Origin of the sequence: Paenibacillus barcinonensis, assembly GCF_003217495.1 — a bacterium.
Lineage (GTDB): Bacteria > Bacillota > Bacilli > Paenibacillales > Paenibacillaceae > Paenibacillus > Paenibacillus barcinonensis.
The window spans coordinates 179,507-194,911 of record NZ_QJSW01000006.1; the positions used below are offsets into that span (position 1 = coordinate 179,507).

15 protein-coding genes and 1 riboswitch are annotated in these 15,405 nt (G+C 45.6%); of the genes, 7 read left to right on the forward strand and 8 right to left on the reverse strand.

The window, feature by feature from the left end; genetic code table 11:
* The first annotated feature begins 322 nt into the window (after positions 1–322).
* Positions 323–476: riboswitch (FMN riboswitch) on the forward strand.
* A gap of 145 nt (positions 477–621) precedes the next feature.
* The 5 genes from DFQ00_RS11935 to DFQ00_RS11955 all read left to right on the forward strand — a co-directional run bounded on the left by DFQ00_RS11935 (position 622) and on the right by DFQ00_RS11955 (position 5,636).
* Entirely contained in the window at positions 622–1,602 is a 981-nt protein-coding gene (locus DFQ00_RS11935) for a DMT family transporter (protein ID WP_110896704.1), read from the forward strand.
* Positions 1,603–1,798: 196 nt separating this feature from the next.
* Positions 1,799–3,295 (forward strand): amidase, encoded by a 1,497-nt coding sequence (locus tag DFQ00_RS11940; protein ID WP_110896705.1) that lies wholly within the window; start codon positions 1,799–1,801, stop codon positions 3,293–3,295.
* A 100-nt stretch (positions 3,296–3,395) separates the two neighbouring features.
* The gene (locus DFQ00_RS11945) at positions 3,396–4,022 is read left to right on the forward strand and encodes a DUF1989 domain-containing protein (protein WP_110896706.1); all 627 of its coding nucleotides are present in this window, start codon (positions 3,396–3,398) and stop codon (positions 4,020–4,022) included.
* Between the two features lie 125 nt (positions 4,023–4,147).
* Entirely contained in the window at positions 4,148–4,774 is a 627-nt protein-coding gene (locus tag DFQ00_RS11950; RefSeq protein ID WP_110896707.1) for a LysE family translocator, read from the forward strand.
* Between the two features lie 100 nt (positions 4,775–4,874).
* Positions 4,875–5,636: a YqcI/YcgG family protein gene (locus tag DFQ00_RS11955; RefSeq protein WP_110896708.1), complete on the forward strand. Its 762-nt coding sequence runs from the start codon at positions 4,875–4,877 to the stop codon at positions 5,634–5,636.
* 58 nt (positions 5,637–5,694) lie between these two features.
* Here DFQ00_RS11955 and DFQ00_RS11960 read toward each other — a convergent pair whose 3' ends face one another.
* The 5 genes from DFQ00_RS11960 to DFQ00_RS11980 all read right to left on the reverse strand — a co-directional run bounded on the left by DFQ00_RS11960 (position 5,695) and on the right by DFQ00_RS11980 (position 10,162).
* Positions 5,695–7,038, reverse strand: coding sequence for an amino acid permease (locus DFQ00_RS11960; protein ID WP_110896709.1), 1,344 nt, complete (start codon positions 7,036–7,038; stop codon positions 5,695–5,697).
* Positions 7,039–7,398: 360 nt separating this feature from the next.
* Complete coding sequence (locus tag DFQ00_RS11965; protein ID WP_110896710.1) at positions 7,399–7,677, reverse strand: barstar family protein; 279 nt, start codon at positions 7,675–7,677, stop codon at positions 7,399–7,401.
* Positions 7,678–7,705: 28 nt separating this feature from the next.
* A complete protein-coding gene (psiE, locus tag DFQ00_RS11970; protein WP_110896711.1) occupies positions 7,706–8,125 on the reverse strand; it encodes a phosphate-starvation-inducible protein PsiE in 420 nt (139 codons plus the stop codon).
* A 23-nt stretch (positions 8,126–8,148) separates the two neighbouring features.
* Complete coding sequence (locus tag DFQ00_RS11975; protein WP_110896712.1) at positions 8,149–9,480, reverse strand: HAMP domain-containing sensor histidine kinase; 1,332 nt, start codon at positions 9,478–9,480, stop codon at positions 8,149–8,151.
* Positions 9,467–10,162 carry a response regulator transcription factor gene (locus DFQ00_RS11980; RefSeq protein WP_110896713.1) on the reverse strand — a complete coding sequence of 232 codons (696 nt, stop codon included), beginning with the start codon at positions 10,160–10,162 and terminating at the stop codon, positions 9,467–9,469. The genes DFQ00_RS11975 and DFQ00_RS11980 overlap by 14 nt, the downstream gene beginning before the upstream one ends.
* 294 nt (positions 10,163–10,456) lie before the next feature.
* On the opposite strand from DFQ00_RS11980, the gene DFQ00_RS11985 reads away from it, so the two are divergent.
* On the forward strand, positions 10,457–11,677 hold the full coding sequence (locus DFQ00_RS11985) for a DUF418 domain-containing protein (RefSeq protein WP_110896882.1): 1,221 nt from the start codon (positions 10,457–10,459) through the stop codon (positions 11,675–11,677).
* A 355-nt stretch (positions 11,678–12,032) separates the two neighbouring features.
* Here DFQ00_RS11985 and DFQ00_RS11990 read toward each other — a convergent pair whose 3' ends face one another.
* Both DFQ00_RS11990 and DFQ00_RS11995 read right to left on the reverse strand, forming a co-directional pair.
* Positions 12,033–12,806: an SDR family NAD(P)-dependent oxidoreductase gene (locus DFQ00_RS11990; protein WP_110896714.1), complete on the reverse strand. Its 774-nt coding sequence runs from the start codon at positions 12,804–12,806 to the stop codon at positions 12,033–12,035.
* A gap of 59 nt (positions 12,807–12,865) precedes the next feature.
* A complete protein-coding gene (locus DFQ00_RS11995) occupies positions 12,866–13,354 on the reverse strand; it encodes a GNAT family N-acetyltransferase (protein ID WP_110896715.1) in 489 nt (162 codons plus the stop codon).
* 271 nt (positions 13,355–13,625) lie between these two features.
* Here DFQ00_RS11995 and xerS point away from each other — a divergent pair, with 271 nt between their 5' ends.
* Positions 13,626–14,732: a tyrosine recombinase XerS gene (xerS, locus tag DFQ00_RS12000; protein ID WP_110896716.1), complete on the forward strand. Its 1,107-nt coding sequence runs from the start codon at positions 13,626–13,628 to the stop codon at positions 14,730–14,732.
* 131 nt (positions 14,733–14,863) lie between these two features.
* Here xerS and mobB read toward each other — a convergent pair whose 3' ends face one another.
* Positions 14,864–15,388 (reverse strand): molybdopterin-guanine dinucleotide biosynthesis protein B, encoded by a 525-nt coding sequence (gene mobB / locus DFQ00_RS12005; RefSeq protein WP_167433681.1) that lies wholly within the window; start codon positions 15,386–15,388, stop codon positions 14,864–14,866.
* Positions 15,389–15,405: the final 17 nt, after the last annotated feature.

A 15,405-nucleotide genomic window follows, 5' to 3' on the forward strand; every position in this document is an offset into this window, starting at 1 on the left:
GCATTGCTTCATTTCTTTTTGCTTATGACTATATTTTATCTAGTATATATACATTATATATCAAGTGTTAATATTTATCAATTCTGGTACGGTCAACTTTTATTGGGTACGTTCTTACTGGTCTGACAACGCCAAGCTGGGCTCCTCCCCCTGCCCGGTGGGTTCCACACGATGCTTATCACTCCGGGCAGATCGTCCTGCTTCGCGGACAGCAAGGAAGCTGAAGTATTGTTTTCTAAAAAAACACTTGAACTGCTAGCGCTTACAAGGATAAGATGAACTTCATAAGGTTACAACTTGTTCAATACACTAATTAATTGAATAGGATCTTCGGGGTAGGGTGCAATTCCCAACCGGCGGTGATGTTCTAGATAGAACCAGCCCGCGACTCGCTGTTTGTGCTTATGATGACATTCAGCGACTGACTTGGTGAGATTCCAAGGCCGACGGTACAGTCCGGATGAGAGAAGATCAACACAATGGCATGCCGTATTTGGGGAGTCTTCTTCCCTGACGTCTTGTCTTTGAATGGTCCCCCGTTTTTTTGGCGTACGCCGAGACGGGGGATTTTGTCGATTTTGCCAACTGAAGATTCCGTGTTCTGACGAAGGAGTCCTGAATATGGAAAACACATCATCTGCATCAACGCTTTATCGCAAGGAACGCAGCAACACCGGCTTTTGGCTTGTCGTACTAGGTGCGGCTCTCTGGGGTGTAGACCCGTTATTCCGCATCCTTTTGCTTGAAACGATGACCTCTACCCAGATTGTACTTGTAGAACACATTATCGTAAGCCTTGTTGCACTGCCAGTGCTATGGAAATTTCGTGATGATCTGAAGCAACTGCGTGCACGTCACTGGGTTGCTGTTATATTTATCTCCTGGGGCGGGTCGGCACTCGCAACCGTATTGTTTACTTTAGCTCTAACTCATAACGATCCCAACACGGTATTGTTATTGCAAAAAATGCAGCCGCTCTTTGCGATTGTACTCGCCAAATTGTTATTAAAAGAAACATTGCCGCGTCATTTCGGCGGCCTGTTCATCATTGCGCTGGCAGGAACATACCTGCTCACATTTGGCTTTAGCTTGCCAGGAGGCAATTGGGATAACTGGATTCATGCAGGCAGCCTGCTCTCTCTGGGTGCAGCAGCGTTGTGGGGTGGTTCAACCGTCATGGGTCGTCTGATGCTGGGGCAAGCTCGATATGAGACAGTGACCTCCCTTCGCTTTGTCGTTGCGCTCCCACTGCTAATCTTTATGACCTGGCATGAAGGTGCACCGTGGACATTACCAGCCGGTGCAGGTGCACAGACAGCTGTCATTCTGAATATTCTTGGTCAGGCGTTGCTGCCCGGTTTGCTCAGTCTGCTTCTATATTACAAAGGCTTGTCGTCTACGAAAGCTTCCGTTGCAACACTGGCAGAACTCAGCTTCCCTATGGCTGGTGTGCTTGTGAACTGGATTGCTTTCCGTACACTGGTGACATGGGAACAACTGATTGGCTTTATCCTGATCTGGATCGCCCTGTTCGCCATCTCCAAACAGCGTGAGCGTTCAGCACCAATTGCTGATGCTGCACCAAGATTGCGTACAGAGTAAACGTCACAGCGACAGAGTTACGCAACTTGCATTTCAACAAAAACACGGCTTCACCTTCAAGGTGAGCCGTGTTTTTTCTATAGTTACAGCTCGTTTTGTCTTTTGTCCTTTGAGGTGGTACGATGACATATGGAGCACGATTTCGATCGTGTCCACGCCAAACTACATGATCAAGGATTAGAGAGGAACGATACCCATGTCTTCATTCACATACACCGCATACGACGCCATCGGGCTGGCTGAATTGATTCGCTCCCGGCAGGTATCTCCCGTAGAAATGCTCGAGGCCGCCTTCGCGCGCCTGGAAGAAGTTAACCCGCAGCTTAATGCGGTCATTCGTACATACGAACCCCGTGCCCGGCAGGAAGCCGGTGCAGTTCGGCCAGGAGAGCAGCCCTTTGCGGGTGTACCTTTGCTGTTAAAAGACATCTCTCAAGCTCTCGAAGGTGAAATACTTACCTCTGGTTCACGTCTGTTCAGCGAGCATCGCGCCAAGCGGAGCTCCAATTTCGTAACTCGTTTGCAGCAGGCTGGCTTTATTGTTATTGGTCATACCAACACTCCTGAATTCGGGTTGAAAAATATAACCGAGCCCCGGCTGCACGGACCCTCGCGTAATCCGTGGAATGTGAATCATTCTCCAGGCGGCTCAAGCGGTGGTGCCGCAGCGGCTGTCGCTTCAGGCATCGTACCTCTTGCCGGTGCAAGCGATGGCGGAGGTTCGATCCGTATTCCCGCCTCGTTCAGCGGTTTATTCGGATTAAAACCAACACGCGGACGCACACCAGTCGGACCGGGTGTCGGAAGACAGTGGCAAGGAGCCTCCATTGATTTTGCATTATCCCGCTCCGTGAGAGACAGTGCAGCCCTGCTCGATACACTGCAGATCATTCAGCCGGAAGCAGCATTTCATGCCCCATTATTCCCGGGAAGTTATCTGGCGGACATGAATTATCCGCATCAACGCACATGGCGAATCGCTTATACCGTAGACTCCCCTGTAGGTACACCTGTTAGCGAGGATGCCAAGGAGGCTGTGATGAAGCTTGTTCGTTTCCTTGAAGCGCAGGGCCATCATGTCGAAGAGAAGCTGAGTCCGGTGAACGGCGTGCGGCTGATGGAGAACTATTATATGATGAATAGCGGCGAGATGGCTGCGATGATCTCAACTATGGAACGCAGCATGGGCCGTGCCCTCACAGCTGAGGATATGGAGATTGAATCCTGGGTACTGGCGGAAGCCGGTAAAAAAGTGTCCGCTGCCGAATTCGTGCACAGTCTCGCAGAATGGGACATAGCTGCTGCACAGATGTCCACACTGTTTGAGCGGTTTGATTTTTACATTTCGCCTGTCAATGCCTTTGCCGCCCCACAGGTTGGAGAACTGACCCCTCATGCAGAGCGTATTCAGCAATTAATGGCTGTTAGTGAGCTCGACAAGACAGCCCAGCAAGAGCTGATCTATGATATGTTTAAGCCGAGTCTGACCTACACTCCGTTCACGCAGCTTGCCAATTTAACAGGACAGCCTGCCATAAGTGTTCCTCTGCATTTGAGCGGGGATGGCTTGCCAATGGGTGTTCAGGTTATGGCAACCAAAGGCCGCGAAGACTGGTTATTACATCTGTCTGGACAGCTGGAAGATTCGGAGCTATGGGTTGGCATGCAAGGCAATCCGATGTTTCCGCAGTGATATTTAATTTCTTCAGCCATCATATGCAAAATATTACAACGTATGAAACGTTCTCCCCCCTCGCATACTGAAAGCAATAATTTATGTAGGGGTGCGACATATGAGCAGTGTGCAGCAATACAAACAAGCTTATGTAATACCAGCGAAATCAGGATACGCTCTTCGTGTTTCCAAGGGTACTATTCTGAGGATTACAGATCTGGAAGGTCAACAGGTCGTTGATTTTGTAGCCTTTGATACACATGATACAAACCATCGTCTCGATCCCGGTGTAACGATGGATGTACTACGGACCTGCCGCATCAAACCCGGTCAAAGCTTATACTCTAACCGCTATGAGCCGTTATTGAACATTTTGCAAGATACCGTTGGTGCGCATGACTTTTTCAACTCGGCTTGTCGTCCTGAGATGTACGAGGTGTTGTATGGAAAAAGCAATCATGCAAGCTGTTATCATAATCTGAACGAAGCCTTGCACCCGCTCGGTATTCTGCCGCCAAATCAGCATTATCCCTTTAATTTATTCATGAAAACAACGATAGATGAAATGGGAAATATCGCTGTGCACACGCCTGACTCCCGTGCCGGTGATTATGTTGAGATGCATGCTTTAAGCGACCTCACAATTGCTCTCTCAGCTTGTCCCTGTGAGGAAAGCGCATGTAATGGCTATCATTGCACAGCAGTTCAACTAGACGTGACTGTCACTCCGCCAGAAGACCATTAACAGCATAACCTGAAGAATCGCGATGCGATTCGTTCTATTTCACTCCTTACTGGAGTATGATGACTTGTACCGTTTGTTGGACTGTACCTGTTATTTCATGCACCTGTTAAGGAGTGAATTCGTTTATGACGGTGTTATTTAGTTATATCTTTCTGGGCATATCTTTATCTGCACCTGTTGGCCCTATCAACGCCGCACAGCTGGATCGGGGTGCGCGTCATGGATTTATGCATGCATGGGTGCTTGGATTAGGAGCCATGTTTGCCGACCTGGTGTACATGCTGTTGATTTATTTCGGTATTGCCCATTTTCTAAGCACGCCCTTTATGCAAGCCTTCTTATGGTCATTCGGAAGCTTTATTTTGATCTACACAGGTGTAGAAACACTACTCAAGTACAAACGTGATATAACCAACGCCTCCCTTGCAGAATCCAAAATGCATCGTTCCTTCATCACAGGCTTCCTCATGGCATTATCCAATCCGCTCAACATATTGTTCTGGCTTGGCATCTATGGCTCTGTATTGACTTCAGCGGTCAAACATACGGACATGGCTCACGTCTTGCTGTACAGCTCCGGTATATTTATCGGCATTCTAATATGGGATGTAGTCATGGCTGGGATGGCAAGCCGCTTTCATCGGCGCAACAATGAAACAATTTTACGCTGGATATCCGTTATATCTGGCATCAGTCTGATCGGTTTCGGCCTCTATTTTGCCAATGAAGCGATTCGGTATATTTTTTTCTAAGCTCACGGTTAGATTTAAACCTTCGTCGTCTGGACAGTCACCCAATTCAACTTGATTTAATACCTTATTAAGGATTAATCGGGAATGGAGTGGGGAATGCATGTCGAGATTATACAATGCTGATGAGTTAAACCGTACATTTGAGGTGCTCCCTTCATGGCAGCGTGAGGCGTTCACACAGTTCTCCAGCATGATTGCGGATGAGCACAATACGTATCCTTGCGTTCCAGGCCGGATGGGTTATCTATCTGGCCATTTGAGATATGGTTTTACATCCGATCCACGACTTCATGCCGCTTCTGAAGAACTGGCCAGCATCCTTAAACAATACGGTGCTGTCTCACGGGAAACAGGGCCTTATGCTTCTCTCGTTGTCATATGTGAAACTCCTGCTGATCTGAAAGAACATACAACGGTTGAGCAGTATCAGACCTTATTCTGGCAAATTCTGAATCGAACGACGAATCTGGATACCATGCCATGGCCTGAACATATATCGAACAATCCAGATGATGCATCGTGGGAATTTTGCTTTAACGGTGAACCGTATTTCTGCTTTTGTGCTACTCCGGCTCATCAGCACAGGAAGAGTCGTCATTTCCCCTTTTTTATGTTAGCTTTTCAGCCTCGATGGGTGTTTGAAGCCATTAATGACGATACTTCGCTTGGTCGTAAAATGAAAACATTGATTCGCAAACGTTTAGCCGCATATGATAATGTCCCTGCACATCCTTCACTCATGTGGTATGGTCAGGAAAACAATCTCGAATGGAAGCAATATTTCTTGCCAGACGATGAACAGACTCTCTCCAAATGCCCCTTTTTACGGATGCAGCAAGCGTCGCAGCGCTGGACGAAATAGGCTCAACACCAGCGAGAGACTTATGGTCTACACTTTCGCGTGCTCATCCATAACGGACTCACGTTGTAGGCTTATGCTGCTTGGAGCGCCGTGATCTGTGAACGACATATGTAACGACAGATAACAGGAGCACAAGTCCAATACTGACCAGCAGACCAATTCTGCTGGTTTTTTCGCTCGCTGTACCGGCAACAGCAATACCAATTAGCAAGATCGCAATCCATGCTTTGATCCTTCCCCATGCAGCTGGCTTCATTTTACAAAGGTAGGTGATACAGATCAGAAGCCAGGTGTACATGAGAACGAGACTTCCCGCCGTCGTCACATATTCAAACAGCTTTTTAGGCAATAGAAAAGCCATAACCGTGGACAGAATCAAACCTGCTGCTGTGCAGATCAACGCATAGATCGGCATCTTTATTTTACCTGCCGTTTTAGTTAACAGCTTCGGGGCATCTCCATCTTCTCCAAGCTTGACCAACATTGACGTAATAGCGTATAACGAAGCAACCATTGTTGAAAATCCCGCAATAATCAGGACACCGTTAAGGATGTGCACAAAAACACGCAAACCGATTGAGGATATCGCTCTCACCAACGGGCTTTCATCTGGTGTTATTTGCGCAGCAGGCAGCAGCAGCAGGACAAGTGCAATGGCCATAATATACAGTGTGCTGACGGAAAACAACATTACTCTACCGGATTTTATAGCCTCCTCAGGTTTCTTTAGTCTGGCAGCCATAAGTCCCATAACCTCTATTCCCGCAAATGCAAAAAAAGCATAAATAAAGCCGGTCCAGGCTCCCCTTAACCCTTGAGGAAACCATGTATTGTGATTCCAGGATGGCGATACTAGCCTATGTACAGGCAACCAATGCAGACATGCCGCACCTGCGATAACAATAAAAGCAACGGTCGCTGCCAGCTTGATTACGGCTAATATATTTTCCGTTTGCGTAATGCCTTTTGCTCCAAGGGCTGCAATACATAAACCTGCACAGGCATAGATCGCTACAAAAGCCCATAACGGAAAATCAGGGAACCAAAACTGTGAAAACAACCCGAGTGCCGTTAAAGAGCTACCCATAATAAGCATTTCAGAAGTCCAGTACATCCATCCGCTACCGAAACCGGCCCATGCTCCAAATGTTTCCCCGGCATACGTGCGAAAAGCTCCTTCCTTGGGATCATCTGCGGTCATCTCCGCCAATGCACCATAAACAAAGTAGGTACCTGTCGCAGCAAGCAGCAGCAATACCAGCACAAACAAGCCCGACCAGCGAATGGCCAGACTGGAGCCTAGAAAAAAACCCGTACCAAGCGTACAACCTGCTCCAAACAAAGCAAGGCTCATCCAGCCTAATGATTGTTGTTCTTGTTGACGATGCGCTCTACTTTTCATAATGCCCCTCCTCTGCTTGCTCTTGTTACGATGTGCCGGATTGAAGAGAATTATGTCTGGCGTCTGAAAATAATCTATTTCACCCATTTTAGTTTACATAACTTTTTATATGTAAATTATGTGAGTTGACTTTTATTTACCAGGGTGTTACTCCCGTTCTAACGGTAGATACCTGAAAAGTATGGAATGCGGATAAGTGACTAAATAAAGAGCAGCTTTCTATTATGAATTTTTCAAATATTGAAATTACATTATTACATAATTAACATCGCACAAAAAAGGCAAGGTCGATTTATCTCGACATTGCCTTTTGAGTTTAATTTATTTTCAAGCCAACCCTGCTCTGATGATGCTCTGCTGCTACAATTTCATTTGAATTGTAAACAGTTCCTCCAACTGCTCCTGCACTTCATAGAGCACATTCAATACTTGATCGGCATAAGCACCAAGAGCATCTCTGCAAACGGCATAGTGAGTCCATTCTACCGTAATTGGCACAGGAACGTGCCACATTAGACCATCTCTCAGTGTATCCAGATTTGTGAAGTATACCTTCTCCAGACCTAATTTTTGTTGAAACATACTGTGTAGTTCTTCCTGCGTTGTCACTTCGCAGCCTTGAATAATGATCTTTTTCATATGTCCCGACCTCTGATGTTATGAGATTTTAGTCATTCTGTCCCACGGTTTTGCGTCGATTGGCGATATACAGCGCAGTGATCATGATCAGGATTGCCATAGACCACCAAAACGTCTTGATCGCTTCATCGTGGTCCACGATGATCAAGCGAATAATCGCTGTTATACCAATATAGATAAAGTAGCGAAGCGGAAAATGAAAACCGGACTTGAAATATTTGATAATTAAAGCGATGAACTCAAAGTACAAGAAAAACACCAGCAACTCTGACAGCATCTCATAATAGCTTTCCGCTCGGTTAAGGGAGGATTCGTATACGAAGCTCATAATGTACCATGTCTCACTGATTAGAAGTGCACTCAAGGCAAGTGCGAGGAAGAACAAGCAGATATTTAACAGTCCTTGTAGTAACTGCGTGACTCTCTGGAATTGGAATGGAATCTTCATGTTGATTTGCTCCTGTCTTCATTTTATTCATAGTGCTGGTCTGCATATTGAATCCGTGTATTCCAGAAGCGGAGCACTGTTCTATAGTTCAAATTCTCATGTGAGCTATGAAATTGCCCCTGCATTCGGGACATCATACGTGTGATGCTTCGTTCACCAAGACCCGTGCTATCAGCCGTGTTGTCTGCTGGTTTGATTCTATTGCTAAAATGAATCTCGAATGTTTCCTGATCCGATACAAAGGTGATGTCAATTTCCTCTTGCGGATCGGCATACTTTAACAGATTGGACATGATATTATCAAAAATCCGGCCGAGTTCCTCCATATTGACCTGAATAAAGGTATCAGGCAGCTCCCCGGTTATTCGAACCCGAAACTGTTCCTGATGCAGAATCGACATTTGATCAGAGATTAGATCATAGATTACTTCTTTGACGGCAACACTCTCCAGATCAGCCACTTGTTCTTTATCCAGCAGAAAATAATCAAAGAGATTATCGGATAACGTCTTCAGCTGCAAAGCTTTTCCATAAGCATTTGCAACATAACGTCCTTGCTCGGTTTCCCGTTGAATATCCTCCTGCTTGGCAAACTCCAGATACATGATCAACGAAGTGAGCGGTGTACGCATATCATGTGACATCTCCGTAACCAGGCTCCTGCTCTCTGCTTGCAGCTTCTCAATAGCCTCAAGCTTGTCCAGAAAAGCTTTACGCAACTCCTCAATGCTCTCGGCAATCAGTGCGATTTCATCATGACCTTTGACCGTCATCTGGTAATCCAGTTCACCACCCTCCAGCATGTGGATCTCTCGATTAATTTGCCTTAAATAACGTAGGCTGCGGCGAATACCCAGAAGAACAACCATCAAAAAGATACAAGTAGCCCCGATCAGCTCGGCTGTAAAGGCCAGATCATAGTAGCGGGAAGAATAGAAGCCATCAATGATAACTCTCCCTTCCCCATCACTGAATTTAATCGGATGTGAATGATTCTGCAAATATTGAGTGACCTCCTCTTTGCCATACGCCACTTCATCCGCAGCCGTATAGTTGGAGTCATATTGCAGCATCTGGTCTTTAAAGATTGTGAGCATAATGTAATTTTCCTTGCGCACCCAATCGCCAAATGCTTTTCGATCCGTCGAAGCCAGCTCATTCACTGAAACATATTGGCTGAATCGCTTAATGTACCGAGCGGATGTCTCCTGATAATACTCATCGGAGCTCATATAACTGTCGATTAAGTTAGTACTGATCTTTTGCAAGGTGAGAAAAACAATACCACTTAACATGGCAGCCACCACAATAAGTAAAGCCAGCTTTTGATTCAGTGTAAATTTACGATGTGCCAAAGCGATAGCCTCTTCCCCATTCCGTTAGTATATATACCGGTTGTGCCGGATCATCCTCGATTTTTGCGCGAAGCTTGCGAATATGAACCATCACTGTGTTATTGGAGCAGTAAAAATAGGGCTGTCCCCACACGCTCTCATATATATTTTGTGCGGAAAATATTTTACTCCGTTTGCTCATGAGCAATTTGAGAATCCGATATTCCAGATCAGACAGCTTGAGCTGCTGGCTATCCTTCCAGACTTCATTAAAATGATCACTCACTCGCAATTTGCCTGCAACGTGAAATGTTTCTTCATGACCGCTTTTGTCCTGATATACCGTATATCTTCTTAGCTGTGCGATGACTCTGGCATGCAATTCCTCTTCCGAGAACGGTTTGCTCATATAGTCATCCCCACCCGCTAACAGACCTTCCGTTTTGTCCAACGTGCCTGATCTTGCTGTCAGAAATAATATAGGCACATTGGATGTCCTTCGAATCTCTTTGCACGTATCAATGCCTGACATTCCAGGCATCATGATATCCAGAATAACCAGCCCTAGTGAGCTGTCCACCAATTTCAGGGCCATTGGACCATCTGTTGCTCTTAACACCTCATACCCTGCTCTTCTAAGTGATTCATGCAGCAAATCCCCGATATCCCGATCATCCTCAACCACTAATATTCGATGACTCATACCTCTCACCTCATGCTCTTGATGCAATTGTTGTATCCTACTATATTTCGTCAAATCGAACGTCTTTCATTACAGGTTACATCGTAAATCTTAACAGTTTATGAAACTCTGAGATGGACACTAAACTGTCACAAGTTCGAGGAAAAATGTACAGCCTTCATAAATGGTTAAGATTTTTTCCTTATATTTGCCAATGTAAGGGTCTTGCGCCTATGGCTTATTGCCTTAATCCGACCCGAACAACTTTTCCATAACAAGTTTCCATAACAAAAAAAGAGAAAGGCAGGTATGCATATGACTTTATGGAAAGAGGGTCATGGACAACCGCTAAGTCCGGGAGAACGCGTTCATTTTCTGGACATTGTGCGTGGATTTGCCATGCTGGGCATTATCATCGTTAACTATTTTCTCATGGTCGATTTTGTAAAAGGGTTTGAGATTTCATCGGATGATCCTGTACATAATTGGGTCTCCTGGTTTGTTGAAGGTAAGTTTATTACGCTATTCTCTTTCCTGTTCGGAGTTGGATTTATGATTTTTATGGATCGAGCCGTACAGAGGGTGGCGCACCCAAACAGGCTGTTCATCCGCAGATTAATGATTCTGCTTGTTTTTGGACTGTTACACATCACTTTTGTATGGGTAGGTGACATATTAAGCTATTATGCCATTGCAGGTTTGCTGCTGTTAGCCTTCTATAATCGTTCGGCACAAACATTGCTGCGCTGGATCATCGTGTTTATTGCTGTTCAATGTCTGGCCCCTATGCTTGGTTTGCTCTTCAATGCATTCAATAACAGCACTTCCACTGATCCGATTTTCGCAGATTTCTCTTTGAATAGCCATAGCAGCGGACTCTCCTACCTCCAATCCATCGGTGCTCGCTGGGCCGACATGTCGTTTATGGCTGCGAGCTCATTCTTTACCGTTTATTCTATGTTCGTCATGTTTCTGCTGGGTATGTATTTTGTCAAAATGAAATGGTTTCAGAACATGGAGTACAAAAAAAAGATCTGGAAGCGAATTTTTCTGTTTAGCTTCCTAGCTTATCTCATTACGCTGGGCAACTCACTGCTCGGCACACTTGTTCCTTTTGACAATAAACCTCTCGTGGGGCTTTCCTCTGTACTAGGTCAACTTGGTGGTGTGACCGGAAGTATGTTTTATATGAGCACACTTGCCATGCTTTTCCTGTATGCTCGCCGGCTACGCCGTGCACTCATGATTTTCAGTAAGGTTGGACGGATGTCGTTAACGTGTTATTTACTTCATTCGATAATTGGTACGTTTCTTTTTCTGGGTTATGGATTTGGACTTGCTGAGAAGGTTCAACCAATACATGTTGTTTTCATCAGCTTTGGAGTATACGCCCTGCTGATCGTCATCAGCACATTGTGGCTTAAACGTTATAAGAGCGGACCTATGGAATGGATCTGGCGCAAATTAACCTATGGAGGTGTAAAAACACATCCTGTGGCCACCACACCTCATGTCGTTCCCTCTACTGACCAATAAGTCGTTACAATGCGCGAACAGGCCCTTCTTTGCTTCAGGGGCTTATAATGGACAGATTTGCTGAATGTGATTTGATTCGTGGTCGCGGATTGGCAGGACCTCCTTGTGACGGATTTTATTTCGGCTGACTATTATGAATTTTTCATATGATGAAAATAAATAATTTTCGGTCCAGTATACAATTACATGTCTTTTGTTAATCTGACAAAGCAGGTGCATTAATTTTTATTCAGGATGACATTCCGGCTTCGTTTATATTAAAAATATCCACAGAAAATCCCATCGGCTTCATTTGCCGATGGGATTTTGCACCTGTTCATTCACAGTTTCGCTATTCTCAACAGCATCCGTGCCCCTAAAAACCGTAAATGGACATCCCGCCATCCACTAATAAGGTCTGCCCTGTAATATATCCCGCTGCATCTGAAGCAAAAAAAACAACAGGTCCGACCACTTCTGGCAGCTCTCCCACACGCCCCAGCGGTGTACGGCTGACAATCTCCTGCAAATACTGCGGATCATCAAGCAGCTTCTCGGTCAGCGGAGTTCTGAAATACCATGGTCCAACCGAATTCACACGAATACCGTATTTCCCCCACTCCATCGCGAGCACCTTTGTCATATGAATGAGCGCTGCCTTCGTTGCGCCATATACTACGCCTGTCCTAAGCGCGGTATGACCACCTACGGATGAAATGTTAATGATCTTACCCTCTCCGTAAGACTTCATATGCTGACCCGCCAACTGCGAAGCAAAAAAAGCCGATTTGAGATTCGTCTGCATAATCGTCTCCCACTGCTCCTCTGTAACGTCAAGCGCAGGTGTACGAATATTCATTCCCGCATTGTTCACAAGAATATGAATACGTCCCATCTCGGAAATGGCCTTCTGAAACGCGACCTCCAATTGCTCTTTGCTCGTCACATCAGCGCTTAGCGCCAGAGCTTTACGCCCCGTGTTCTCTACAATATAGGCTGCTGTTTCTTCAATTTCCTTCATCGTACGGGATACAAGCACCACATCGGTTCCCGATTCCGCCAGTCCGATGGCAATCGCTTTGCCAATACCTCTACCTGCACCCGTCACCAGTGCTGTTTGTCCATCAAGCTGAAATGCCGATACATTCATTGTTTATGGGCTCCTTTTAACTCTAATCCGACAAGCGTTTCATCGCAGGTTCATATGTATCAGGTTAGAAAATATTGACTCGGATTACCAAGCTCGGGATGAAACTTCTCCCGAAAACGTCCCCCCGTGTAATCTCCAATAATTTTACGCCAGAACGCCTGTGCAATCACATTGTTTCGTACCTGTGTGACTTTCCATCTCCCAGGAAAACGCCTAAATAATTCGTACGCTGCGCTGGTGCCTACCCCGCCCCGTCTGTACTTCTGCATGACAAAAAACTCTGTCAGATAATAATCGTTATCCTTGTTTCCGGGATCTAATTTCTCCACCAGTGCAAAGCCCGCCGGCGTTCCATCACTTGTGATCAGAAAAGGGAATTTGCGATCCTTCTCTGTCCAAAAAGCATCCAAGCCCGGATACTCTGGAAAAATACCATCCTGATCTACATCAATGTTCAGATACTTCGTAAAATCATACAAATAAAACTGCATGAGATGCCGAATGACCTGACTCCGTTCACGGGGAACCAGTTCAATCTGTATGTTCATTGGGTCCGCCTCCTCCTGTATCTGCATATCTACAACTGTAAAGCTTTATTGGACGAAGGGCAACTTCGGTCGATACTAACACCTTGAAGCCTGGTCTACAAAGCATCAAAGACTGATTATTCACAGCCTGACAAGCAATCAAGCCAGATGTTTCCTGCAAATTATGGTACACTAAATAAAGCTTGCCTCCTTTGTCTGGTTTAGATTTTCCTACTCTCAACAGTTTTCAAAGAGGAGCAAGTCTTCATTTTTTGATATACCACATATACATATGGAGGTGCCGAACTTGACCAACGTGCAAAAAGAGATTGACCGACGCAAACTGGATGAAAAACTGCCTTCTATGCCCTGGTTTGTTCAGCAATTCATTGACTATAAACTACCTGACCTGTCTCCGTCCACACTGCTGGAATATTTAAGAGACTATGATACCTTTTTCACCTGGTTACGTGCAGAAGGGTTGTCTCAGGCTGAGTCCAACCAGGCCGTAACCTTACTTGAACTGGAAGTGCTGCGCATGGACTCCGTCACTGCCTTTCGGTTATACCTTACCACCAGACGAGAAGGGAAAAACTCCAGAATTACCGTTTCGCGCAAATTATCCTCTCTCCGTTCCTTATTTCATTATTTAAGCCAGATTGCAGAGGATGAAGACTTCTACCCACTGCTTAAACGGAACATTATGGCCAAAATTGAAATCAAGCGCACTCATAAGCCGAAGGACACCGCCGCTAAACTGAAAGGCAAAATTCTTGAAGAAGAAGAACTGCTTGAATTTATCGGTTACATCCTGGAAGGATATGCGGCAGATATGCAGAAGAACAAACAGGCCCTATACTCGCATGAGCTGAACAAGGAACGCGACGCGTGTATTGCCAGCCTCATTTTGAACTCGGGTCTACGGGTATCCGAAGTGGTCAACCTGAATGTGGACGATCTGGACCTAGGCAACAAACTGCTTTACGTTTACCGTAAAGGTAACAATGATGAAACGTTCAAAACACCCGTCTATTTCAGAGAGCAGGCCAAGGACGAGCTCGCAACCTATATGAGCCTGCGTCAAATGCGTTACCGTACCCCCAAACGGGAAAAAGCTCTATTTATAGCACTCCGCAACGGAGAATCCGAAGGTAGCCGCATGACCAAACGTGCGATTCAGGCCATGATTATGAAATACGCAAAATGTTTTGGCAAGCCCTATCTGACGGTGCATAAATTGCGCCACTCCTTCGCAACAGATTATTATCTGCAAAATGATATCTATAAAACGAAGGAACAGCTTGGGCATGCTTCCACTGAAACAACAGAGATCTATGCACATCTGACCGACAAAACGATGTCCGAAGCAATTGAACGCCGTCTGGAAGATAACGTATAATGCGTTAATCTTCCATCCTTTATGCGATTATGGTTTACATAATATAAGTTACGTTTAAATTATGTGTCATTCGTTTAGATTCAATTAGTAAAAGCTCCTATCTTCACAGTCCCCATCTGACAGGCTCCTCTTCAGCATATGCTGTGTTGTTGAACCAAAGCGTCTACAATTGCCTCCCTGTCATGGAACAGGTAGCTTGTGACACCCTTATGCCCTCTACTCTCTATTTCCTCCAACAAGTCTGGTGACCAGAAAACCACACCGACGACATCTTGAAGCTCGCTGATCAGCGTCAGATCATTATCATGCCGTACCATCACCAGTTTGGGATAAGCAGCATGTTTGAAGCCTTCAACCACAACCCAGTCATACTGGGAAAACTCCTTCAACATGTCCTCCAGTCGGGTGTGCTGTTGCTTCAGAATTGCAGTTCTGTTGGGAGACATTACCGCCACCGCAGCCGCACCCGCTTTACCAAACTGATACGAGTCTGTGCCTTCCTGATCCATCTCATGGTGGTCATGGCCGTCATGCTTGATGGCGGCAACCTTCAATCCTTTGGTGGCAAGCCCCGCGATAAGGGAAGCGATCATCGTTGTTTTACCTGTGTCTTTGTACCCGACAACCTGAATAATGTGAGGTGAGGCAATATGCATTTGTTTTTCCTCCATCA